The following is a 23,421-nucleotide window of genomic DNA, read 5'->3' on the forward strand; positions in this document are numbered from 1 at the left end:
TAACATTTTATCGGAGATAAAATCATTGCGCCTTAAAAATATATGACCTGGGAGATAACCTGCGTCTTTGCGTTTTCCAACCAAACTATACCGAGATTCCTACGGAATGACAAGCTATATGGATAGACTAAAGCGTCTTATTTGTCATTCCGTAGGAATCCAGCCTTATATTCTACCTTCAATATTTCCATAATCTAAATACCTCTACTGAAAACGGAAAACTTCAACATTGTTTTTTTGCTTTTTAAAAATTATACTTTTCATTCCTTACTGTTTAAATGAATGTTTAAATTTACATTTAAATTCAAATTATGACACCAGAGAAAAGAAAACTCATCACAGACAGCTTCAACCGTTCGGAAACTTTACAGTTTTATAAAGCAGAACTGCTGGAAATAGAAACCGGTTTTATATCCATGAAAATCCCCAAAATGGAAATGATGACCAGAAAAGCAGGAATGTTCAATGGGGCAATGATTGCTTCCCTAGTGGATGTATCTTCAGGATACGCAGCCGTGAGCCATTATCCTGAGGACTGTTATGTAGTGACCGTTGAGCTGAAAGTAAATTATCTTCGTCCTGCAATGGGAGATGCTCTGGTTTCAAAATCATATGTCATTAAAGGCGGAGGAAAAATCATTGTGGTGAGGACGGAAATCTATGTTCAGACTGAAGGCTCTGAATCGGAAAGTCATGTAGCGACTTCATTAGTGACCATGATGAAAATAAAATAATACATTAAGGGAAATAAAAGACAGAATATTCCTTAAATAAAGGGTTTCAAAGAATTCTTTTTCCTGAATGGAATGGCTTTTGCTCCACAAACCCCATAAACATTAAAAAATATCACAATGAACTTAATTATCCGACTATTTATTACCGCGATTGTCGCTTACCTTTTAACCAAAATCTTACCTGGGGTACAGTTTGAAGGATTTTCTTCAGCTATTATCTTTGCTATTGTGCTTGGGGTTCTTAACATATTTGTAAAGCCAATTTTAAGTCTTTTCGGCCTTCCATTGACGATTCTTACCTTAGGATTCTTTGCTCTGGTAATTAATGCTGCAATTGTCCTGATTGCAGACTATTTTATAGACAGTATGGTGGTAGATGGCTTCTGGTGGGCATTTATCTTCAGTATATTACTGTCAATTGTAACTTCTCTGGCAAACTCAATGTTCTCAGATGGAGATTAATTAAAACATAGCATATTTAAATAAAAATCTGCTCAATGGGCGGTTTTTTTATTTTTTGATAACGAAATAAGCAGAAACTTTTTCATAGAAGAGGGTTATTAGTTTTTTTTTTATAAATTAATAAAGTTTACCTGTTAATAAATCACCTGGTTTAAATTTTAATGTTAATTCTTTCGTCCGTTTTTATTTTAAATATTAACTTTGGCAATCTTTGAATTTAATAAAAGGATTTCATGAAATCACTGTAATTTCATAGATCCGTTAAAAAATGAATATCAACATATGAAACTTAAGTACAGTCTGCTGGCTTTGGCAGCTCCGCTTTTAATGAATGCACAACAAGTAATGACGCCTGAAATCCTTTGGACTTTGAAAAAAGTTGGAGTACAGGCAGTTTCACCGGATCAGGGTTCCCTTATCTATAAAGTAGGACAGGTAGATCTGAAAACAGAAAAAACAAAAAACGAGAACTATTTTCTGAATGTTCTTAATCATCAGTCCTCTAAAATTGATTTCGGTAAAAAAGCACTTATTCAGTGGGATAAAAACGGAATCTATGCTCAGGAAGGTGATAAAATCTACCTTTCTAAAGATGCCGGAAAAACATGGGCAGAATTCTATACCATTGGTGAAGCTGATAATATTGTCATTTCTCCGGACGGAAAGAAAATAGCTTTCAGCAAGCAGGTGTTGGTGGAAAAAGTAATGGGGAAAGACAAATTCAGTGATACTCCTAAAACCACAGCACAGGTATACACAGATCTGAACCACAGACACTGGGATTACTTCAATGAAGGAAAATACAACCATGTATTTGTAGTGAACGTTTCTGATAAAGCAGAAGGAGCTAAAGATCTTCTGGAAGGGAAAACATGGGATTCCCCTCAAAGACCTTTCGGAGGAGCTGAAGACTTTATCTGGAGCCCGGATTCTGCACAGCTTTTATATGTTACCAAACCTAAAAGCGGTAAAGAGTATGCTACCAGTACCAATACCGATATCTTCGCTTACGATTTGGCATCAGGTACCACCAAAAATCTTACAGAATCCAACAAAGGATATGATGTAAATCCAAAATTCAGCCCGGACGGAAAATCTCTGATCTGGCAGAGCATGGCCAGAGACGGATATGAAGCAGATAAAAATGATGTGAAAATCCTGGACTGGAAGTCAGGGAAGATCACAAATCTTACTTCAGGCTGGGATGAAAGTGTTTCAGGAGATGTACTTTGGGGAGCAGATTCAAAAACGATCTACTTCACAGCGGCATTCAGAGGAACAAAACAGCTTTTCTCACTGGATTCAAAATCAGCAAAAGTACAGCAGATCACGAAAGGAGATTTTGACGTTAACGAAATCTTTACAGACAACAAAACTTCACTTTTAGTAGGAAGAACAGATATCAACCATGCCACAGAATTATTCTCTGTAAACGTTAAAAACGGAGAAATGAAGCAGGTTACTGAAGCCAACAAAGAAACATACGCTAAGCTGGCTCAGGGGAAATCTGAACTTAAAATGGTGAAAACTTCAGACGGTAAGGAAATGGGAGTTTGGTTCCATTATCCACCGAACTTTGACCCGAACAAAAAATACCCGACTTTGGTATATTGCCAGGGTGGTCCGCAGTCTGCTCTTACTCAGTTTTTCAGTGTAAGATGGAACTTTGCCCTAATGACAGCCAACGATTATATTGTGGTAGCTCCTAACAGAAGAGGTATGCCGGGCTGGGGAACAAAATGGAACGAAGAAATTTCAAGAGACTGGGGCGGGCAGCCAATGAGAGATTATCTGGCAGCAACAGACTTTGCGAAAACTTTACCGTACGTAGATGGTGACAGAGTAGCAGCAGTAGGAGCCAGCTATGGAGGATACAGTGTGTTTATGCTGGCTGGAATCCATGAGAACAGATTCAAAACGTTTATCGCTCATGACGGATTATTTGATATGAAATCATGGTATCTGACCACAGAGGAACTTTGGTTTGCGAACTGGGATCTTGGTTCACCTTGGGAAAAGCCACTTCCAAAAGCGTACACAGAATTTAATCCAAGCAACTTTGTAGATAAATGGAACAAACCGATCATGATCGTTCAGGGGGGAATTGATTTCCGTGTTCCTTACGAACAGGGGCAGGAAGCTTTCCAGGCTGCAAAATTAAGAGGATTAAAATCTAAACTGGTATACTTCCCGAACGAAAACCACTGGGTGCTTCATCCACAAAACGGACTGGTATGGCAGAGAGAATTCTTCGATTGGCTGAAGGAAACTTTATAGGATAAACAATATAAAATATCAATAGAAACGGGCTTTAGCCCGTTTTTTTATGATTAACAATTCCGATGGCTTTAGCCAAAACTTAGATACACTGAGTTGGATTTAGGAAATTAAATTCAGACTATTGGAAGCTGGAAGAGGGAGACTGGAAGTTGCGGTCAATCTTAAATAAATTAATGATATCACTGTTTAAAAAGGTGAAAATATAGCCAACCCGTTTTTCATAGCCTCAATAACTTCCTTCTTCAAGCTCCCGGCTTCCAGCCTGATTAAAATAAATAAAATCTCTATATTTGAATATGCAAAAGCGTATTTCTTCATTTCCACCTATTATTGACGCTCGGTCTGAAATTCTGATTTTAGGATCAATTCCCGGAGTGAAATCATTGGAAAAGCAGCAGTATTATGCCCATCCTCAAAACAAATTCTGGAAAATCATTTTTGAATTGCTGAATGAAGACTTTACGGATGATTACATCCAAAGAATCGAGACCATAAAGAAACATCATATTGCCCTTTGGGATGTCATCGATTCCTGCGAGAGAAAAGGAAGTCTGGATTCTGAAATCAGGAACGAAGAAGCCAATCAGATCGAAGAACTGCTGAAAGAACATCCGAACATCAAAGCCATTTTCTGCAATGGCGGGAAGTCTTACAAAAACTTACAAAAGCTGCTGGGAAAAAATTATAAACTGCCCATCTTTCAATTGCCCTCCACAAGTCCGCTTCACACCGTTTCCTTTGAGAAGAAACTGGAAGAGTGGAAGGGGATTCTGGAGTTTTTGGTTTGAGTGTTTGAGTGTTTGAGAGTGGGAGAGTTTATGAATTAGAGTGCTGAAATTGTAAACATATAGATTCCTACGGAATGACAAACAGAGCGCTTTATTTATATGTATACACTTTGTCATTCCGTAGGAATCTAAATATAGTATGTAATCTTAATGTGAAAGATAGGGCTAAAAATCATTCATTCTCTAAATATTCCCTTAATCCTTTTAACAACTCCAGCTGGTTTTTCGTCCGGTCTAAATTATGTTCAGGATATTTCGTAGAATAATAAATACTGCCATTAAGATAATCTGTCAAAAAACGAAGTTCCTGGATGTAAATAGCGACCTGTGCGGCATAGTCAAGGCTCTCAGTTTCTTCCAGGGTCAGTTTATCTTTTAAATGGAATAGAAAACCTTCTTTTACCGCTTTATACATTTCAGGATTGAAGTTGTTTCTGGCACTTCCGTCATCTTCATTGGTTGTATTGGTATAGGATTGGATCATTGTTCCGAAATCATACAAGATCGTGGAAATCATCGTAGTATCCAGGTCAATTACCGCTAACGGATGATGCTCCTGATCGAAGAGAATATTACTGATTTTCACATCTGCATGGATAATCCGTTTAGGAATATGACCGTTTTTCTCCATCTCTATCCATTGATCTGGCAAAGACAGAAACCGGTTGGTGATTTCTATTTCGGCTTTTGCATTTTCTTTTAAATGAGGTGCAGCATTTTTCAGTGAGCTCTTATAATCTGCAATTCTTTTTTCAAAATTGAGAAAGCCGGGAATCGGATCTTCAACGGCAGGAAGCTTTTCAGTATTATTTACGGTGTTAAGGAAATAACTGAAAGTTTTAGCCGCTTCAAAAGCCGTTTGTAACGATGGAGCGGTAAGAAAGGTAACACTGTTTTCTATAAAATTGAGCATGCGCCATGGATGTCCATCCGCATCTTTTATCAGAATTTTATGGGTTGGTGAGAGTATAGGTTCAATAATTTGAAACTGATAGTTATTGGCCCTGAGAATATCATTGATCATTAAATGATTATTGACGATCACCTCCGGCTGTCTGAACACATGATGGTTAATTTTCTGGAGGATAAACTTTTTCTCCTGATCTTTGTCTTCCAGAAGGTAAGTGGTATTGATCAGCCCGTCAGTAACAGGCGTAAGATTATAATGATCTGTACCGATAAATTCAAAAATAATATCGTTTAGCTCCATAAATTTTCCGGGTATCTGTTGTTGCTGATCTCTGAAATCAGAAAGTCTTTAATATCCTTTTTATCATCGGCATACGTTACACCCATCCATTGGGAAGGAGAAGCTTTTACCTTCACTTTTACCTTTTCTTCATCCATCATTCTCTGTACAGCGGAAGGAATATAAAATTCCTGTTTGGGCAAAGGGTCAGATTCAATAAAATCATAGAAATAGGCTTCCAGATAACAGAAGATATGAGGATGGAAAATAAAAAAGTTCATGGACACCAGTGCTTCCGGATCCAGTTTTACATTTTCTCCGTTTTTAATGTAGACAATAGAGTTATTTATTCTTTGAATAGAAGTCTGTTCCTCTATTCTGATCAGGTAATTTTCCGCATCCAGCGTACATATTCCTCTTGCTACGGCTCCGTTACCACTCAATGTTGTGCCCACAGGATAAGCAATCATTCCCAGCTGTGTATCTGAAATATGATGATGGTTGATTTCATGGGCAGCCAGCTGATAGGCTTCTTTTCCGTAAAAATCATCCGCATTGATCATTACAAAAGGCTCCTGTATTGAATATTTGGCGCAAAGTACAGCATGAGCAGTTCCCCATGGCTTTTCACGGTCAGGATAATCAAAACCTTCCAGTGAAATAGGAATGCTGTCTATCTCCTGATATACCCAATGCAGCTCAAAATTTTTAGCTTTTGAAATAGTGTTGAGCCTTTCAATATAACTTTCAGGAATCAGTTTGTTGACAATAATAACCACTTTCTGGAAGCCGGCTTCCAGGGCATCAAAGATAGAATATTCCAGAATCGGGGAACCGTTGCCGAGTATCCCATCCACCTGTTTGAGCCCTTTGTACCTGCTTCCTAATCCGCCTGCCAGTATGAGTAATGTCTTCTTAGAACTCATCCGTCATTCCAAATACGGGTTTACGGGTTTTCCATTTTCCGTTGGTGAAATCAGGGATATCAACTACCTGACCGCCTTTGGCAATAGACTCTTCACTCAATGGTGTAATTGAATACCACAGGGCCAGATCGTATACATCCATCGGGAATTCTATATTTCGTTTGATACATTCTATAAAAGTATTCATTACAAAGAAATCCATTCCGCCATGTCCTGCTCCTGCGGCAGTGCTTTCAAACTTCTTCCATATCGGATGGTCATATTCTTTCATCCATTTTTCAGTATTATCCCAGCGGTGGGTATGGTTCATTGTTTTTTCAAAATAAATATGTCCCTGGTTAAAATCTCCCCATCCGAAATCCTGCCACAGGCCTTCAGTTCCCTGAACCCTGAAACCCAGATCATAAGGTCTCTGTAAACTTGTATCATGAGTAAGAAGGATGGTTTCGCCGTTGGCACAGGCAATCTGAGTGGTTACAATATCTCCCTGGTTGAATTTGACTTTGGCGCTAGAATGATTTTCTCCACCTTTTGGATGTTCAACAATATATTTATGAAGTCCTACAGATTTTGATGAGAATGAAGACAGTTTTGTTAATCGGTTTCCTCTGTTGATATCCATCATCATGGCAACCGGACCCAATCCATGAGTAGGATAAAGCTCTCCGTTACGTTTTACATAATGTTCGGTTCTCCATTTAGCCTCACTGAATCCTTTTTCTCCGAATTCAGCACCGGAATTGTATGGAGTAACCCCGTCATTGAAGAGAACGCCTCTCAGATCATGCTGATAGCCACCTCTTCCATGCACCAATTCCCCGAACATTCCTTTACGGACCATGTTCAGAATAGCCATGATATCTCTTCGGTAGCAAACATTTTCCATCATGAAGATAGGAACTTTCGTTTCTTCGTAAACTTTTACAAATTCCCAGCAGTCCTGAAGCTTTATAGCTCCTGAAACCTCCATGCCCACAATTTTTTTGGCACGCATAGCTTCCACACCTTGAGTAAGATGCCATTCCCATGGTGTTGCAATAACAACGGCGTCTATTGTTTTTAATTTTAAAAGATTCCGGTAGTCATATTCTCCGTTGGAAAACTCCTGGGCAGCCGGTTTATTATTGTCTTTTAGTATTTTTTGAGATGCAGCAAGCATCCTTTTCTCCGGATCAGCAAATGCTACAATCTCTACATCATTACGTTTTGCCAGTAATTTTACATGTTCCTGCCCACGGAGACCGACACCGATAAAGCCGACGCGGACCTTTTTATCTGTTTTAAAATCATTGGAATAGGCAAATAAAGAATTGGGTAAAACCAGTGCCCCAAAGCCTGCTAAAGCTGCTGTCTTAAGAAAGTTCCTGCGGGAGTTGCTATTGTCCATCTGTTTTTTTTCTAAATATATTAAAACTTTTGTAAATCCCGGTGAGGTGACGCATATTAAGTAGGAGGGTTTGAGAGTCAGAGAGTTTTAAGATGCGGGATTTGGTTTAGGGAGGAAATTTTTTATTTCCGGTTTAGAGATTAGTGAGGGTTGAGAGCTTGAATGAGATGAGGGATTCGGATTTGAGGTGAGAGTGTAGATTCCTACGGAATGGACAAGCTAAGCGTTATCCGCCCACATTGTCATTCCGTAGGAATCCAGCTATTATATTTAGTTTTTGAGATCAGGATTTGAGATTCGGAGCACTACGTGTAAATACTGAAGAATATTTCCATTCATCTTTTTATTTTTCGTCCTCTTTACGGTTTTACTCTTTTGTCATTTAGCCTTACATCCTTTCGTATAGAAATCTATTGATTGATCCAGGCTTTTCTTAAGGCAATTTGTTTTGATATTGGGCAGTATAATGATCATGAGAAATAGCTTTATAAGAGTATTCATTGGCTTCAATGGTATTGATTACGAATTTTTAAGTCACTTCTAAGTTGGATGTCTTATTTTTCCATATAGTACACTTCTTCGTAAGGCTGAATCAGCACCCATCCGTGTCCTGAGAATTTCATCTGGAATTCTTCACCGCTTCCTCTTCCGATAAGGCTTTTGAAAGAAACATTGGTTTTCAGTTCCGGGCTTAGGGTTCCGGACCATGCAACAGTAGCATTCGGATCTGTGAAGACAGGTGTATCAGGAGTTACCAACAAGGTCAATGGATCTCCGTGTGTGGTAATGGCGATATGTCCTGTTCCTGAAAGTTTCACCTGGAAAAGACCGCCAGACATCATTCCTGCAATACTTTTCAGCATGGTGATATCACTTTTTACACTTTGTTCGTGGGCAAGAATGTCATTCCCGTTCACGCAGACCGATTCATTATTCAGATATAAAATACGGACTTTCTTCCCGGAATCTGCAACATACAGTTTTCCTGTACCTTCTGCTTTCATCAGCCTGGCTCCTTCACCACTGATAGCTTTCTTTAAAAGATTTCCAATTCCGCCGGCCAGCATTCCCTGTCTTTCAAAATTGATATTTCCTACATAGCTTACCATGCTTCCTCTTTTCGTCCATACCGCCTGGTTATTAAGGTTGATTTCTAAAAGATGTTTAGTTTCCAACTCAAAATAATCTCTTTGTTGTGGATTCTCCTTTGTTTCGTTGATAAATGCTTCAATCGAATATTTGCTCATAATGATATTTTTAATTTTATAGTGTTATTATTTTAGTTTGTCGGGTTTATAAACTCTTTTGTTACTTTTGGGATTCAGATTTGTGTCTTTTTTAGTTTTTAAATAATTCGTCTGGTTCAATTGAATATTTCAAATGTATAATCATCAGGATACGGATTATCAGTGAAGTATATTTTGCTTACAGATTCCATGTTGAATTTTAATTTTCCCAAAAATACTCTTTTTATCCCTTGAAACTCCCCGTAAAATCACGGTTTTATATCTGATTGTAAATAATACTTGACAAAGGGGTGTTCAATGTCGTATATTTGCACTCCGAAAATTACACCTTGTAATTTCAGTAATTTTTAAACCGTAATTTAAAAAATGAAAACATCAGATTTTAATTTTGATCTTCCTGCGGAATTATTGGCAGAACACCCATCAGGGCACAGAGACGAAGCGAGATTAATGGTACTTGATAGAAAAACACAGACTATCGAGCATAAATTATTCAAAGATGTAGTGGATTATTTTGATGAAGAAGATTTGTTCATCTTCAACAATACAAAGGTTTTCCCTGCACGTCTTTACGGAAACAAAGAAAAAACAGGGGCTAAAATTGAAGTTTTCTTATTGAGAGAACTTGATAAAGAAACCAGAGTTTGGGATGTTTTGGTAGATCCTGCAAGAAAAATCAGAATTGGTAACAAATTATTCTTCACTGAAGATGAATCTCTGGTAGCTGAAGTTATTGACAACACAACTTCAAGAGGAAGAACATTAAGATTCTTATTCGACGGTTCTTACGAAGAATTCAGATCTAAATTAAAAGAACTGGGGGAAACTCCGCTTCCAAAATATATCAAAAGAGCTGTAGAGCCTGAAGATGCAGAAAGATACCAGACGATCTACGCAAAAGTAGAAGGAGCAGTTGCTGCACCTACAGCAGGTCTTCACTTCTCTAAGCATTTGATGAAGAGATTAGAGATCAAGGGAATCAATTTTGCAGAAGTTACGCTTCACGTAGGATTGGGAACTTTCAACCCGATTGAGGTAGAAGATCTTTCCAAGCATAAAATGGAATCTGAAGAGATCATCATTGATGAGAAAAACGCTGCTATTATTAACAAAGCGGTAGAAGCTCACAGAAGAGTTTGCGCAGTAGGTACTACTACGATGAGAGCACTGGAAACTTCTGTTTCTTCAAACAAAAAAATCTCTGCTTTCAACGGATGGACGAATAAATTCATTTATCCTCCTCACGAATTCGGAGTTGCCAACTCAATGATCACTAACTTCCACACACCGAAGTCTACTTTGATCATGATGATCGCTGCATTTGCCGGAAGAGATTTCGTAATGCATGCTTATGAAGAAGCCGTAAAAGAAAAGTATAAATTCTATTCTTACGGTGACGCAATGTTAATTCTGTAAAAAAGTAAAAAGAGCCAAGTTAAAGGTAATACAAGTAGAGATGAGACAAAATGATTTACTTATAAGAACTTTTACATTTGGAGTTGATTGTCTTAAGTTTTTAAGAACACTTCCCAATGATTCTGAAAGTAAATTAATAAGATTTCAACTCGGGAAATCAGCTACTTCAATAGGCGCTAATTATGAAGAATCCCAGGTCCTCTAAAGCAGATTTTAAAAATAAAGTAAAAATTGCTTTAAGAGAAGCCAGAGAAAGTCATTTTTGGCTTCGGGTTTTAAAAGGATTGATGGTTATGATTCTGAGGAATTTAAAGCTTTATTGAATGAAAGTAACGAATTGAAAAACATTTTGGCTGCAATAGTTAACAATACCAAACTTTAAACCTTTTACTTTTAACTTGGCTCTTTAATATTATGAAAGATATCCGTACATTATCATTAGACCAGCTTAAAGACTATTTTGTGTCTTTAGGAGAAAAGCCGTTTCGTGCAAAGCAGGTCTATGACTGGCTATGGAGCAAAAACCTCCATTCAATTGACGAAATGACGAATCTTTCAAAATCACTTCGTGAGAAAATTTCGGAAGAATACACCATTAATCCTGTTTCCGTAGACCTTCTTCAAAAAAGTTCTGACGGAACCATCAAAAACGGAGTGAAACTTCATGACGGACTGATGGTGGAATCTGTTCTTATTCCTACAGAAACAAGAACTACAGCCTGTGTATCTTCACAGGTAGGATGCTCCTTAAACTGCGAATTCTGCGCTACAGCAAGACTGAAAAGGATGAGAAACCTTGAAGTCGCTGAAATTGTAGACCAGGTAGCCCTGATCGACAGCCAGAGCAGAATGTATTTCGACAGACCGCTTTCCAATATCGTATTTATGGGAATGGGAGAGCCGATGATGAACTACAAAAACGTAGTGGAAGCCATCAAAAAGATTACCCAGCCGGAAGGATTTGGAATGTCTCCGAGGAGAATTACCGTTTCTACATCCGGTATCCCTAAAATGATTAAAATGCTTGCGGATGATGAGCTGCGTGTGAAGCTGGCCTTATCCCTTCACTCTGCCATCGAATCCAAGCGTAACGAGATTATGCCTTTCTCCGATAAATTTCCGTTGACGGATATTATGGAGGCGCTTCAGTACTGGTACCAAAAAACCGGTTCTGTTATCACCTTTGAATACTGTGTATGGAAAGGGATCAATGACGGAGATGAAGATATCAAAGCCTTAATCAAATACTGCAGACAGGTTCCTTCAAAAGTTAACCTGATTCAATACAACCCGATAGGGGATGGAAAATATGATCAGTGCAACAAACAGGCGGAAGAAAACTATATCCGTCAGCTTGAAAATGCAGGGATTACCGTAATGGTCAGAAGAAGCCGTGGAGGTGATATTGATGCAGCTTGCGGACAATTGGCCAATAAAACTACAGATTAAAATTTCCTTAAAAAAAGCCTAAAACTTTCTTAAAAAATAGGTTAAAACCCTACCTTTGCACAAATTATTTTGTGATGATGGATTTTCTTATGAGCGAGGACGGGCTGGAAAATGTTTATGCATGGGCTATCCCATTGCATGCTACAGTTATTTTAGCTGAAATGATTTACAGCCACGTTTCAGAAGCTAAGTTATATAGCGGAAAAGATCTTGCTACCAATATTTATCTTGCATTGATGAACTTTGGTCTTGACCTTATCATGAAGGCATTTGCCATGGGAGTGATGTTTTTCTTTTACCATCACAGGATTTTCTCATGGGATCTTAGTATCTGGTATTTGCTGGCTTGTTTTGTAATCACAGATTTTGCCTATTATGTGCTGCATTATGTAGACCACCGTTCCAGAGCATTCTGGGCTGTTCATATTACGCACCACAGTTCAGAATATTTCAATCTTACAACAGGATTCAGAAGCCCTGTATTACAGCCGCTTTACAGATATTTATATTTTTCACCGCTTGCCTTTTTAGGATTCAATCCTTGGCACATTATGGTCGCTTATGCAATCGGGCAGGTGTATGGAACATGGGTACACACTCAGACAGTTAAGAGCATGGGATTTTTAGAGCATATTCTGGTAACGCCTTCCCACCATAGAGTACATCATGCATGTAATGTAAAATACCTCGATAAAAATATGGGAATGTGCCTGATTATCTGGGATAAAATATTCGGTACCTTTCAGAAAGAAGACCCCAATGTACCTGTGAAATATGGAATTTATCCAAAAATGCCGGATAACAGACCGGATACGGTACTGTTTTACGAATGGAGAAAAATTTGGAAAGACCTTAAGCAGCCCGGATTAAAATTCACAGACAGAATCAATTATATTTTCAATTCACCGGGATGGAGACATGACGGAACCGGAAAAACTGTAAGGCAATACCAGAAAGAGTATTTTGCAAGACAGGCTAAAAGAAAAGAACAACAGCAAAATCAGAAAGAGCAGAAAACGGCTTAACTTCTGATTTAAATCAATAGAAATCTAAGTGAAAAACAGGCTGTTTCAGCCTGTTTTTCTTTTTTAGAATTGCATTTCCAAAGGCTATATACAATATTTAGATTCCTACGGAATGACAATGTGGTCGGATAAATAAAAACACTTAATTTGTCCATTCTGTAGGAATCTAAATTTCGCCTCAAACCCGAATCCCGAAACCCGAAATCCCGTATCTCATTCAGGCTCTCAAACCCTCTTACCCTCCAACTCACCAGCTCAGAATAAAACCCTATTTTTGTCTTATGAAAAAATTTCTGCTGATAATTTTCCTTGTTACCGCTCACATTGCATTTTCACAGCAAACCGATTTTCTGAAAATTAAAAAATACAGAATCAGCCATATTGATGATAAAATCCGGGAAACTTCCGGACTGAATCTGTTTAATGGCAAGCTGTATACATTCAACGACAGTGGAAATGATCCCGAATTATTTGAAATCAATAAAGCTTCCGGGGAAATTGTAAAAGTTTTAAAAATCAATGCAAGCAATAAAGACTGGGAGGCACTTACAAATGACGGTACACATTTTTATATCGGGGATTTCGGAAATAATGATGGAAAAAGGAGAGATCTTGAGATTTACAAGGTGCCTTTCCTGAATGACAGCCTTCAGAACAGTCGGATTAAAAAAATACAGTTCCGGTATCCGGAGCAGGATGATTATATATCAGGATATTTAAAAACAGATTTTGATGCGGAAGCTATGATTTATCTGAATGGGAAAATTCATCTTTTCACCAAAGAATGGTCCTCAAAAGCTACCACACATTACTTAATAGATCCTGAAAAAGAAGAGAAGCAGGATGCTGTAAAAACAGAATCCTATAAAACCAACTTTGTAGTTACCGATGCTTCTTACTTTGATAAAAAGCTTTATCTCGTTGGATATACCAGAAAAACGGAAGTCTTTTTAGATGTTTTTACAGAAACAGAGCCTGGAATATTTTTTAAAGAAAAACCTAAGCATTATTATCTCGGAACCGCACTTTCGTTATCACAGATTGAAGGAATAAGTGTAGATGAATCGGGAATTTATATTTCCGGGGAGAAATTCAGATCTCCGCTGGGAAGTACAAAACCTTCATTTTATTTTATCCCGAAAGATCAACTCAAAGATTAATTTTATCTTAAAATTGAGCGAAAAAAATTATCTTTGTGAGAATTAATAATTATTCACCCAGCATCGCAGATTGTGGCAAACATTGTAGAAGAGATTAAACGACCGATCAATGATGAAATGAAACTTTTTGAACAGAAGTTTTATGAATCAATGCAGAGTAAAGTAGCTTTATTGGATAAAGTAACCCGTTTTATTGTTACCACGAAAGGAAAGCAGATGCGTCCCATGTTCGTATTTCTTTGCGCGAAACTGGTGGGTGAAGTAACGGAGAAGACCTACCGCGGAGCTTCTATGATTGAGCTGATCCACACTGCCACCCTGGTGCATGATGATGTAGTGGATGAAAGCTTTAAGCGTCGCAATTTCTTTTCAATCAATGCATTGTGGAAAAACAAAATAGCGGTTTTGGTTGGAGACTATCTTCTGTCTAAATCTGTTTTATTATCTACGGACCATAAAGATTATGATCTGCTTGGAGTCATTTCCAGAACCATCCGTGAAATGTCTGAAGGAGAGCTGCTGCAGCTTGAAAAAGCCAGAAAACTGGATATTACGGAAGATGTTTACTATGAAATTATCCGTCAGAAAACTGCCACGCTGATTGCAGCCTGTTGTGAAATAGGGGTTCTTTCTAACAATGCAGATGAAGCTTTAGCCAAAAAGATGATGGATTTCGGGACCTTTACAGGAATGGCGTTCCAGATCAAGGATGACCTTTTTGATTATTTAAGTTCAAATGTAATCGGAAAGCCGGTTGGAATTGACATTAAAGAACAGAAAATGACACTTCCTCTAATCCATACCCTTAAAACAGCGAACGAAAAGGACAGAAAATATTATTTTGATACCATAAAGCGTTATAATAACAATCCAAAACGGGTAAAAGAGCTTATAGAATTTGTAAAAACTTCCGGCGGATTGGAATATGCTATTACAATTATGAAAGATTTTCAGCAGAAGGCAAAAGATATCCTGAATGAATTTCCCGATTCTGAAGCAAGAAAATCGCTGCATATTATGCTGGATTATGTTATTGAAAGAAAATTCTGATTGTAACACTTTTTTATCAATCCTGATATTTTTGTTCTTCTGTTTCCTTTAATCCTGCATGGTGTAAAGGATTCTTATTATTGAGAAGAAAATTGTCCTATCTCTCAATAATTCAATGAGTTGTGATTATTTTGACTTTTTATAACAGTAAATTACTGTAAATTAATATTTTGCATAAATCAACTAAAATAATTGCTAATAATTCATTGATATTCAATATAAATGTTGTTTATTTGTTATTACAAAAAAACAACAAATAATGAAAAAAATCAAAACAATGATGATAGCATGTGCTATCAGTTCAAGTTTTCTTACGTACGCGCAAGTCGGAATAGGAACTCAAAATCCCCAGACAACTTTTCATATTGACGGATCTAAAGACAACCCTGCAACGGGAGCTCCTTCCGCAGCTCAACAGGATAATGACTTTAGTGTTACTTCAGGTGCTAAGGTAGGGATAGGAACAGCTTCCCCAACTGAAAAATTGGATGTGGCGTCCGGAAATGCCCGTATCCGTAACATCAATTCGAATGTAGGTATTGGAGGGACCGACAGGGTTGTTGTAGCTGATGCTACCGGCGTATTGAAAACTATAGATTTTACTGCTTATTCTCTGTTTCATGCACGCTTAGCAGCTAACCAGAATATCAGTTCTTCTACAATTACGACTTTATTATTCGCTACACCGTTAGCAACTTCTCCGTTCTATTCTTATAATACAGGAACCGGAGTACTGACCTTCAATCAGTCCGGGAATTATCTGGTAACGTTACAGGCAAGTTTTACCAATATGCCTGCGGATACTCAGCTGCTCATCGGCATCAGACCTGTGCCGGATGCTAATTATCTGGGAAGGGGAAGTCATTATAATGCGGTTGCTTCTTCAGGAACAGTAGGTGAACTGATGAATTATACAACTGTAATTGTAGCTCCTACAGCAGGGTATCAGATCCGTTTTACTGCAGCTCCTAATCAGAATGCTACAATTATTGCAACAGAAACAGGATCTACAGGAAGTGGAAATGTTACCAATGTAACTGTTCAGAAGATATAGCTCTATCTTTACATTACAATTAAAACAAGTAAAGTGTTTTGTATATGTTTTCGGGAAACTGGAATTGTATACAGAACACTTTCTCTTTATATTCAAATTCTGATACTGATTCAGAAATAGAAGAGCTAAAAAATCTTCTTAATGAATTCCCGGATCTGATGCCAGGATATTCTTATTTATTTCCTGGATTGTGCAATTGAGCGAAAATTTTAAATTAAATTATTTTCAGGGTTACAATAATAACGGCCAGGACTATACAAAATAAAGCGATTAAAAATAAATAATCCGCAATGTTCTCAAACGTATATTCCCGCTTTTCGTTTTTTGTTCTGATAGCAAGAAACGAAAAGAAGCAGCTGCAGGCAAAAAGGATACAGGCAAACCCTGCAAATTCGTCCAAATAGGTACTCTGACTGATCTTAGAGATTTTTAATGAGGTAATAATAATCAGTGAAAACCCTAAAAGATTGCTGGATGCATTCAAGATGTGAGGTGACTTTTTTTCCATCTTTTACATTTTTTTTCAAAATAAAGCACAATTTTTTTTATTATCAAATTTTTAAAAAAGATTATTAAAAATTAAAATTAATTTAAAAAGTGTATATTAGCAAAATACTTGAAGATTAAAAACTTTTTTACTTAGCTATGCAAACAACCTATATTGAAACACAGCAAATATCCTTTCAAGATTTTAAAAATCAGATACTTGGAGATTACAGGTTAGGAAGGATTTCCCGTGAAATGTCTTATCTTGGAAGAAGAGAAGTGCTCACAGGAAAAGCTAAATTCGGAATTTTTGGGGATGGAAAAGAACTTCCTCAGCTTGCAATGGCGAAAGTTTTCAGAAATGGAGACTTCCGTTCAGGATATTACAGGGACCAGACTTTTGCATTGGCAATAAATGCTCTGACAGTAGAAAGTTTCTTTGCACAGATGTATGCAGATACAAGTGTGGAAAGAGAACCTGCTTCAGCCGGAAGACAGATGAACGGGCATTTCGCAACAAGAAGTTTAAATGAAGACGGAAGCTGGAAAGATTTGACAGCCCAGAAAAATATTTCTTCTGATATTTCTCCTACAGCCGGTCAGATGCCAAGATTATTGGGACTGGCACAGGCTTCAACAATTTATAAAAGTGTAAAATTTGACGGGTCAGAAAAATTCTCAAGAGAAGGTAATGAAATTGCTTTCGGAACCATTGGTGATGCTTCTACAGCGGAAGGGCATTTCTGGGAAACACTGAATGCTGCTTGTGCACTGCAGGTTCCTATGATTGTTTCGATCTGGGATGACGGGTACGGAATTTCAGTTCCTACCAAAAACCAGAGAGCAAAAGCTGATATCAGTGAAATGCTAAGCGGTTTCCAGAGAAAGGAAGGGGAGAACCAGGGATGTGAGATTATCCAGGTGAAAGCGTGGGATTATCCTGCATTATTGGATGCATATGCAAAGGCAGAACATTTTGCAAGAACAGAAAGTGTACCGGTGGTAGTACATGTAGTTGATGTTACCCAGCCTCAGGGACACTCTACTTCCGGATCTCACGAAAGATATAAAAACGAAGCACGTCTTGCCTGGGAAGCTGAGTTCGACGGATTAGTGAAATTCAAAGAATGGATCCTGAATTATTCTATCGAAATTGATGGGAAAGAAGAAGTAATTGCTACTGCTGAAGAGCTGGACGCCATTGATGAAGAAGCTAAAAAAGCAGCAAAAGCAGGTCAGAAAACAGCCTGGGAAAATTATCAGAAAGCCATTTCAGAACTTACACAGTCTATTTTACCTTTAGTAGAAAATCTTAAAGGACAGAATGCTGAAGTGGAAGCTTATATTGCTCAGTTCAACAAATTGGTTTCCAAAGCTAAAAAAGATATCTTCCACCTGGTAAGAAAAACATTACTGGCGACAAGAGGAACAAATTCTGCAGAAAGAGCTCAACTGATACAGAAATACAATGAAGTGACAGCTGTTGAAAAAGACAACTATTCTTCTCACTTATATTCTCAGTCTCAATGGAAGGCTGAAAATGTACAGGAAATCAAACCTGTGTATTCCGACAGTTCTGAAGAAGTGGGCGGAAGAGTCGTGATCAGAAACAATTTTGATAAAATTTTTGAAAAATATCCTGAAACACTGATCTTTGGTGAAGATACCGGAAACATCGGTGACGTAAACCAGGGACTGGAAGGAATGCAGGAAAAATATGGTGCCTTACGTATCGCCGATACCGGAATCCGTGAAGCAACGATTCTTGGACAGGGAATTGGTATGGCGATGAGAGGGTTGAGACCCATCGCAGAAATCCAGTATTTAGATTATGTTCTTTACTGTCTGCAGGGAATGAGCGATGATCTGGCAACAGTACACTACAGAACAAAAGGAGGTCAGAAAGCTCCGTTGATCATCAGAACAAGAGGACACAGATTAGAAGGAATCTGGCATTCAGGTTCTCCAATGGCAGGAATCCTGAACCTTTCAAAAGGTATTTTGGTATTGGTACCTAGAAACCTTACAAAAGCAGCAGGTTTCTACAACACGATGCTTCAGGCGGATGAGCCTGCAATCATTGTAGAATGTCTGAACGGATACAGACTGAAAGAAAAGCAGCCGGATAACTTAGGTGAATTCACTGTTCCGGTAGGTAAAATTGAAGTTACTAAAGAAGGAAAAGATGTTACTCTAGTAACTTACGGTTCTACATGGAGAATTGTAACAGAAGCTGCCAATGAATTGGACAAATTAGGAATTTCTGCAGAAGTAATTGATATCCAGTCATTGATCCCTTTCGATTTATCTCATGAAATTGCTGAAAGTGTTAAGAAAACCAACAGATTAGTGGTGATTGACGAAGATGTGGAAGGAGGAACTACCGGATACATCCTGCAACAGATCCTTGAAAAGCAGAAAGCATTCAGATATCTGGATTCAGATCCGTTGACAATCTCTGCCAATGATCACAGACCTGCCTATGCAAGTGACGGTGACTATTTCAGTAAGCCGTCTGCAGACGATATGGTAGAAAAGATCTACGCCATGTTTAATGAAACAAATCCTCAGAAATATCCTGCGATATTTTAATTGAGATTTTAAATAAATTTTGAAACCGCTTCTTTTTGGGAGCGGTTTTTAATTGTTAATCCTCTTCAGCCAAAGTAATCCTAAGTTTATTCAAAGTATTCATCAGTGTTATACTTGCCGTAAGCTCCACAATTTCTCGTTCTGTAAAATGCTTTATAAGTTTTGCTTTAGTGTCTTCCCAATCATCTTTGCTGTAAGTGAGAGCTTCAGCCCAGTTTAAAACAAGCTTTTGCTGATCATTGAAGGCATTGGTATGTTTCCAGCCCGGAAGCCTGTTAATAATATCCTGTTCAATGCCGAAATCTGAAAGTTCTTTCGCATGATAGCTACAGCAATAGGCACATCCATTGATTTGAGAAACCCGCAGCTCAACCAGAGCGATTAATTTTTCATCAATTCCTGATTTTCTGATACTGTTGTGAGCTCTGTATAGATTTCCAATGGTTTCCTTTGCAATGTCTTTGTAATTCATAATGAAATTTTTTCTGCAAATTTGCATCAGAAAGACTTCAGAAACTATATACTTACACTTTGGTGATATACTTACCTTTTTGAAAGTACTATCCAAGATAAAGGCCATCAAACATTGACAGCCTTTTTATTTTTTACCTCCTCATTCAGAAAAGCGCAATCTTTATCTTCATGCTGACCTTTCACCTGATATTTTGCTTCCCACTCTTCCAGCAAATATAAAATCGGCAGCAGAGCCAGTCCTTTTTCAGTAAGAGAATATTCCACACGTGGAGGGAGTTCCTTAAACTCTTCACGGATCACAAGTCCGTCTGTTTCCATTTCTCTAAGCTGATCAGTCAGTACCTTCCTGGAAATGACATTAATGCGTACTGCCAGTTCTCCAAAACGTAACTTCCTGTCTTTAATCACCAGAACAATAATAGGCTTCCATTTGCTTCCCAGAGCGGCCATTGCTTTGCCCAGAGGACAGCTGTATTGCATTAATTCATTCTTTTTCATAGAGAGATTTTTATTTTAATACCATATAAAACCGGAGTTTCATACGTTACTTTGATGTTACTAATGTAAGTTACTGCGAAGTTACCACTATTTTTTTAATAAAAGATACAAAAGTGAACTATTATTAGTTACTTTGTGTAACAATTATAAAATATAAATTTAAATATGAACACATCATCATTATTTAAACCGTTTCAATATAAAAACCTACAGCTAAAGAATAGAATTGTAATGGCTCCTATGACCAGAGCACAGTCTGACAATGGAATTCCAACGCAGAATATTGCAGATTATTACGGAAGAAGAGCTGCTTCAGAAGTAGGATTAATTCTTTCCGAGGGAACTGTAATCAACAGACCGGGATCAAAGAATATGCAGAACATTCCGGATTTCTATGGAACAGAAGCTTTGAACGGCTGGAAAAATGTAATTGATACTGTACATCATAACGGAGGCAAAATGGGGCCTCAGATCTGGCACGTAGGAGATACAAGAATGTCTGAAGACTATCCGTTGGTTCCAATGGAAAAAGCTTCTACAATGACCATCGAAGATATTCAGGATACCATTGCACAGTTTGCAGCGTCTGCAAAATCAGCGAAAGATCTTGGTTTCGACTGTATTGAAATTCATGGGGCTCACGGGTATTTAATTGACCAGTTCTTCTGGGAAGTAACTAATACTAGAACAGATGAGTATGGTGGTAAAACATTAAAAGAAAGGAGCAGATTTGCTGTTGATGTCGTTAAGGCGATCAGAGCAGCAGTAGGAGAAGACTTTACCATTATTATCCGTCTTTCACAATGGAAACAGCAGGATTATAAAACCAGGCTGGCATTCACACCTAATGAAATGGAAGGCTGGTTATTACCATTAAAAGAAGCTGGTGTGGATATTTTCCACTGTTCACAGCGTCGTTTCTGGGAGCCTGAATTTGATGGTTCTGACTTGAACTTTGCCGGCTGGGCTAAAAAAATTACCGGGCAGCCAACCATTACAGTAGGTTCTGTAGGATTGAACGGAGACTTCCTTAATTCTTTTGCAGGCCAGGGAACAGAAAAATCAGATCTTACGGAGCTGATCAGAAGGCTGGATAATGAAGAATTTGATCTTGTTGCGGTAGGAAGAGCTATTCTTCAGGATTACCAATGGGTACAGAAGATCAAAGAAGGAAATACAGAAGCTCTCCTTGATTTTTCAGCAGAAAGTATGGGCGTTTTATTTTAATATCAACAAGGAATGGTGATTCGTTTTGCTTGTCGATTTCTAACAGCATAATTTTTTGGCCTGCGAAGCAGAATTAACCATTCAGATGGTATTAAATCAGCATAATTCACTTTATTTTATATTTAATTTTCACCTATTTATTAAAGAATCGGCTTTCAGGATTTCCTGAAAGCCGGTTTTTATTTATTAAACTTGTAAATTGTACATATTCTAAACTTTAACTTCAAAATGTGCTAATTTTTATTAAGGACATTCTGTAGTATCCGGAATACATTTCCAGCGGGGTGGAATCCCATTGCTGCCTGGAATATAACAGGCTGTTGTTCCTCCTGGACAATCAGGAGCATTTCCACCATTAATTTTTTTTAATTCTGATTTTAATAATTTTCTTAGATTTTTCATATGTAATAATTTGTTGATTTACACAAATATAATATTTTTTGAAAATGGAACAAAATTTTACGCTTAAAAATGTAAAATACATTATTTCAGTATGACAGGATAAAATAAACCCGCTCACAGAATTTCCATGAGCGGATTTTTAACAGATTTAAATATCTAAAACTGCCTGTAAAATGGCAGAAATGATTTTCTATAAACCAATATTCTTAGTTGGCTTCAGTTGCTTCAGAATGCTTTTCGGGATGGCATTTTTGTGAACAAGGATTGCTGTTGATTTGTATTCAACATAAGGTCTTGTCACATAAATATACCCTGCGAAATCATTGGTTACTCCCCATGAGTTTTTCACCATATAATACTCTTTACCAGTCTGATCTTTTGCCAGCCCTACGATATGCATACCGTGATCATCCGTTGTAGAAAGGTTGTTAAGGGCTTTCTGACGCATGTCTTCAGTGATTGTTTTATCTTTTTTAGGTTCTGTAAACAAAGTCTGCTTATTCTCTGCAGTAATTTGGTCAAGATCAATATCCGGAACGTAAGCTACACCATTTTTGTAAGAGAAATAAGGCTCAGAAACGTCAGTTGCCCAACCAACAGAATATCCTTTATTTACGGCATTGTCAATAATTGCTGTAAGATCTTTCATTGGAATATTCCAGTCAGAATCATGGCTCCAGTTATCGGGAATCGGAACTACAAATTTCTGGAAATATGGGTAATCTTTGTAAGAAGATAATTCCACATAATCTTCAGGATTGATTCCTACTACTTCTTTAGCAAATGTTTTCGGAGTATAGTTTTTCCCTTCATACGTAAAGTTGGCAGGTACTTTTCCTAAATACTCATCAAGAATTGCATCTACAGAATCCATCCAGTTATCAGTAAGTTTTCCTTTTGAAGAAGCCTGAACAAGGCTGTCAAGAACCGGCTTCCGTTTCCCCTGCATTTCCTTGAAATTGTTTGTTGTCTGTCCGGCTTTTAGTCCAGTATAAACATCCTGAGGAACGGCTCCATACTTTTTGTACATATTGATTACATCGTGAAGTTCTCCTCCGTCACCCCAGCTGATAGCGCCATTATTCAAAACATATAATTTTGCTTTATCGTGGTAAGAATTTCTTGCCGTAAAGATTTCAGCAAGATCCACGGGTTTTTTGCCCATTCTCTGCATTTCAGATTCAAGGAAAGAGTTTCCTGAGTAGCTCCAGCAGGTTCCTGATGAACCTTGGTTCTTTACAGAAGTTGCACCCACGTCTTTTAGCGTTGTGAACTGAAAATTAGCATTTTGTGATTGGTTGTTTTTTAACTTGTTGATTAAGTCATCTTGGGCAAACATCATACTTCCTGCAGACAAAACAAAAAGTAATGATGCAATTTTGGCATTTTTCATTACTATAAAAAGATTATTTATATTAAGAGTCGTTGATAATAGAGATTTGTTACAGGGGGAAAAGTTAAATTTGGAATGCAAAAAAATATGATAAGGTAAATCGTAAAAAGAGAAATACACATTTTTAAATTGTCTTTTTTACCTTTTTGCCAAAAAAGTGATTATGTTTCCAACCCTTACTA

23 protein-coding genes are annotated in these 23,421 nt (G+C 37.7%); 14 read left to right on the plus strand and 9 right to left on the minus strand.

Annotated features, from left to right (window positions below; all coding sequences use genetic code 11):
* Window positions 1–311 precede the first annotated feature (311 nt).
* The 4 genes from ACE3RB_RS00570 to ACE3RB_RS00585 all read left to right on the plus strand — a co-directional run bounded on the left by ACE3RB_RS00570 (window position 312) and on the right by ACE3RB_RS00585 (window position 4,264).
* Window positions 312–734, plus strand: a complete 423-nt coding sequence (locus ACE3RB_RS00570; protein WP_374462393.1) for a PaaI family thioesterase — start codon at window positions 312–314, stop codon at window positions 732–734.
* A gap of 117 nt (window positions 735–851) precedes the next feature.
* Window positions 852–1,196, plus strand: a complete 345-nt coding sequence (locus ACE3RB_RS00575) for a phage holin family protein (protein WP_114821738.1) — start codon at window positions 852–854, stop codon at window positions 1,194–1,196.
* Window positions 1,197–1,478: 282 nt separating this feature from the next.
* On the plus strand, window positions 1,479–3,473 hold the full coding sequence (locus ACE3RB_RS00580) for a prolyl oligopeptidase family serine peptidase (protein WP_374462394.1): 1,995 nt from the start codon (window positions 1,479–1,481) through the stop codon (window positions 3,471–3,473).
* 299 nt (window positions 3,474–3,772) lie between these two features.
* Entirely contained in the window at window positions 3,773–4,264 is a 492-nt protein-coding gene (locus tag ACE3RB_RS00585) for a DNA-deoxyinosine glycosylase (RefSeq protein ID WP_374462395.1), read from the plus strand.
* 172 nt (window positions 4,265–4,436) lie between these two features.
* On the opposite strand, the gene ACE3RB_RS00590 is transcribed toward ACE3RB_RS00585, so the two are convergent.
* The 4 genes from ACE3RB_RS00590 to ACE3RB_RS00605 form a co-directional block, all read right to left on the minus strand.
* The gene (locus ACE3RB_RS00590; protein WP_374462396.1) at window positions 4,437–5,474 is read right to left on the minus strand and encodes a phosphotransferase enzyme family protein; all 1,038 of its coding nucleotides are present in this window, start codon (window positions 5,472–5,474) and stop codon (window positions 4,437–4,439) included.
* The gene (locus ACE3RB_RS00595; RefSeq protein ID WP_374462397.1) at window positions 5,465–6,379 is read right to left on the minus strand and encodes a sugar phosphate nucleotidyltransferase; all 915 of its coding nucleotides are present in this window, start codon (window positions 6,377–6,379) and stop codon (window positions 5,465–5,467) included. Before ACE3RB_RS00595 ends, ACE3RB_RS00590 begins: the two co-directional genes overlap by 10 nt.
* The gene (locus tag ACE3RB_RS00600) at window positions 6,369–7,766 is read right to left on the minus strand and encodes a Gfo/Idh/MocA family oxidoreductase (protein WP_374462398.1); all 1,398 of its coding nucleotides are present in this window, start codon (window positions 7,764–7,766) and stop codon (window positions 6,369–6,371) included. Before ACE3RB_RS00600 ends, ACE3RB_RS00595 begins: the two co-directional genes overlap by 11 nt.
* A gap of 554 nt (window positions 7,767–8,320) precedes the next feature.
* Window positions 8,321–9,013, minus strand: a complete 693-nt coding sequence (locus ACE3RB_RS00605) for an AIM24 family protein (RefSeq protein ID WP_374462399.1) — start codon at window positions 9,011–9,013, stop codon at window positions 8,321–8,323.
* 366 nt (window positions 9,014–9,379) lie between these two features.
* On the opposite strand from ACE3RB_RS00605, the gene queA reads away from it, so the two are divergent.
* The 8 genes from queA to ACE3RB_RS00645 all read left to right on the plus strand — a co-directional run bounded on the left by queA (window position 9,380) and on the right by ACE3RB_RS00645 (window position 16,167).
* The gene (gene queA, locus ACE3RB_RS00610; RefSeq protein ID WP_374462400.1) at window positions 9,380–10,429 is read left to right on the plus strand and encodes a tRNA preQ1(34) S-adenosylmethionine ribosyltransferase-isomerase QueA; all 1,050 of its coding nucleotides are present in this window, start codon (window positions 9,380–9,382) and stop codon (window positions 10,427–10,429) included.
* Between the two features lie 40 nt (window positions 10,430–10,469).
* Window positions 10,470–10,634, plus strand: a complete 165-nt coding sequence (locus ACE3RB_RS00615) for a four helix bundle protein (protein WP_374462401.1) — start codon at window positions 10,470–10,472, stop codon at window positions 10,632–10,634.
* Window positions 10,612–10,752, plus strand: a complete 141-nt coding sequence (locus ACE3RB_RS00620) for a four helix bundle protein (protein WP_374462402.1) — start codon at window positions 10,612–10,614, stop codon at window positions 10,750–10,752. The genes ACE3RB_RS00615 and ACE3RB_RS00620 overlap by 23 nt, the downstream gene beginning before the upstream one ends.
* A 91-nt stretch (window positions 10,753–10,843) precedes the next feature.
* Window positions 10,844–11,878 (plus strand): 23S rRNA (adenine(2503)-C(2))-methyltransferase RlmN, encoded by a 1,035-nt coding sequence (rlmN, locus tag ACE3RB_RS00625; protein ID WP_374462403.1) that lies wholly within the window; start codon window positions 10,844–10,846, stop codon window positions 11,876–11,878.
* A 74-nt stretch (window positions 11,879–11,952) separates the two neighbouring features.
* Window positions 11,953–12,903, plus strand: a complete 951-nt coding sequence (locus ACE3RB_RS00630) for a sterol desaturase family protein (RefSeq protein WP_374462404.1) — start codon at window positions 11,953–11,955, stop codon at window positions 12,901–12,903.
* 281 nt (window positions 12,904–13,184) lie between these two features.
* The gene (locus tag ACE3RB_RS00635; RefSeq protein WP_374462405.1) at window positions 13,185–14,063 is read left to right on the plus strand and encodes a hypothetical protein; all 879 of its coding nucleotides are present in this window, start codon (window positions 13,185–13,187) and stop codon (window positions 14,061–14,063) included.
* Window positions 14,064–14,135: 72 nt separating this feature from the next.
* Window positions 14,136–15,113: a polyprenyl synthetase family protein gene (locus ACE3RB_RS00640; protein ID WP_233334663.1), complete on the plus strand. Its 978-nt coding sequence runs from the start codon at window positions 14,136–14,138 to the stop codon at window positions 15,111–15,113.
* 259 nt (window positions 15,114–15,372) lie between these two features.
* On the plus strand, window positions 15,373–16,167 hold the full coding sequence (locus ACE3RB_RS00645; RefSeq protein WP_374462406.1) for a hypothetical protein: 795 nt from the start codon (window positions 15,373–15,375) through the stop codon (window positions 16,165–16,167).
* A gap of 214 nt (window positions 16,168–16,381) precedes the next feature.
* Here the strand turns inward: ACE3RB_RS00645 and ACE3RB_RS00650 are convergent, their stop codons facing one another.
* Window positions 16,382–16,675, minus strand: coding sequence for a hypothetical protein (locus ACE3RB_RS00650; protein ID WP_374462407.1), 294 nt, complete (start codon window positions 16,673–16,675; stop codon window positions 16,382–16,384).
* A gap of 137 nt (window positions 16,676–16,812) precedes the next feature.
* Between ACE3RB_RS00650 and ACE3RB_RS00655 the strand changes: the two genes are divergently transcribed.
* Window positions 16,813–19,245 carry a thiamine pyrophosphate-dependent enzyme gene (locus ACE3RB_RS00655; RefSeq protein WP_374462408.1) on the plus strand — a complete coding sequence of 811 codons (2,433 nt, stop codon included), beginning with the start codon at window positions 16,813–16,815 and terminating at the stop codon, window positions 19,243–19,245.
* A gap of 55 nt (window positions 19,246–19,300) precedes the next feature.
* Here ACE3RB_RS00655 and ACE3RB_RS00660 read toward each other — a convergent pair whose 3' ends face one another.
* Window positions 19,301–19,717, minus strand: a complete 417-nt coding sequence (locus tag ACE3RB_RS00660; protein WP_374462409.1) for a carboxymuconolactone decarboxylase family protein — start codon at window positions 19,715–19,717, stop codon at window positions 19,301–19,303.
* A gap of 107 nt (window positions 19,718–19,824) precedes the next feature.
* On the minus strand, window positions 19,825–20,217 hold the full coding sequence (locus ACE3RB_RS00665) for a helix-turn-helix domain-containing protein (RefSeq protein WP_330747086.1): 393 nt from the start codon (window positions 20,215–20,217) through the stop codon (window positions 19,825–19,827).
* Between the two features lie 165 nt (window positions 20,218–20,382).
* Between ACE3RB_RS00665 and ACE3RB_RS00670 the strand changes: the two genes are divergently transcribed.
* Complete coding sequence (locus tag ACE3RB_RS00670) at window positions 20,383–21,444, plus strand: NADH:flavin oxidoreductase (protein WP_374462410.1); 1,062 nt, start codon at window positions 20,383–20,385, stop codon at window positions 21,442–21,444.
* A 243-nt stretch (window positions 21,445–21,687) separates the two neighbouring features.
* On the opposite strand, the gene ACE3RB_RS00675 is transcribed toward ACE3RB_RS00670, so the two are convergent.
* Together ACE3RB_RS00675 and ACE3RB_RS00680 are read right to left on the minus strand one after the other, a co-directional pair.
* Window positions 21,688–21,846 carry a hypothetical protein gene (locus ACE3RB_RS00675; protein ID WP_374462411.1) on the minus strand — a complete coding sequence of 53 codons (159 nt, stop codon included), beginning with the start codon at window positions 21,844–21,846 and terminating at the stop codon, window positions 21,688–21,690.
* A 190-nt stretch (window positions 21,847–22,036) separates the two neighbouring features.
* Complete coding sequence (locus ACE3RB_RS00680) at window positions 22,037–23,239, minus strand: aminopeptidase C (RefSeq protein ID WP_374462412.1); 1,203 nt, start codon at window positions 23,237–23,239, stop codon at window positions 22,037–22,039.
* Between the last annotated feature and the right edge of the window lie 182 nt (window positions 23,240–23,421).

Source organism: Chryseobacterium sp. (assembly GCF_041914225.1).
In the GTDB taxonomy this organism is placed as follows: domain Bacteria; phylum Bacteroidota; class Bacteroidia; order Flavobacteriales; family Weeksellaceae; genus Chryseobacterium.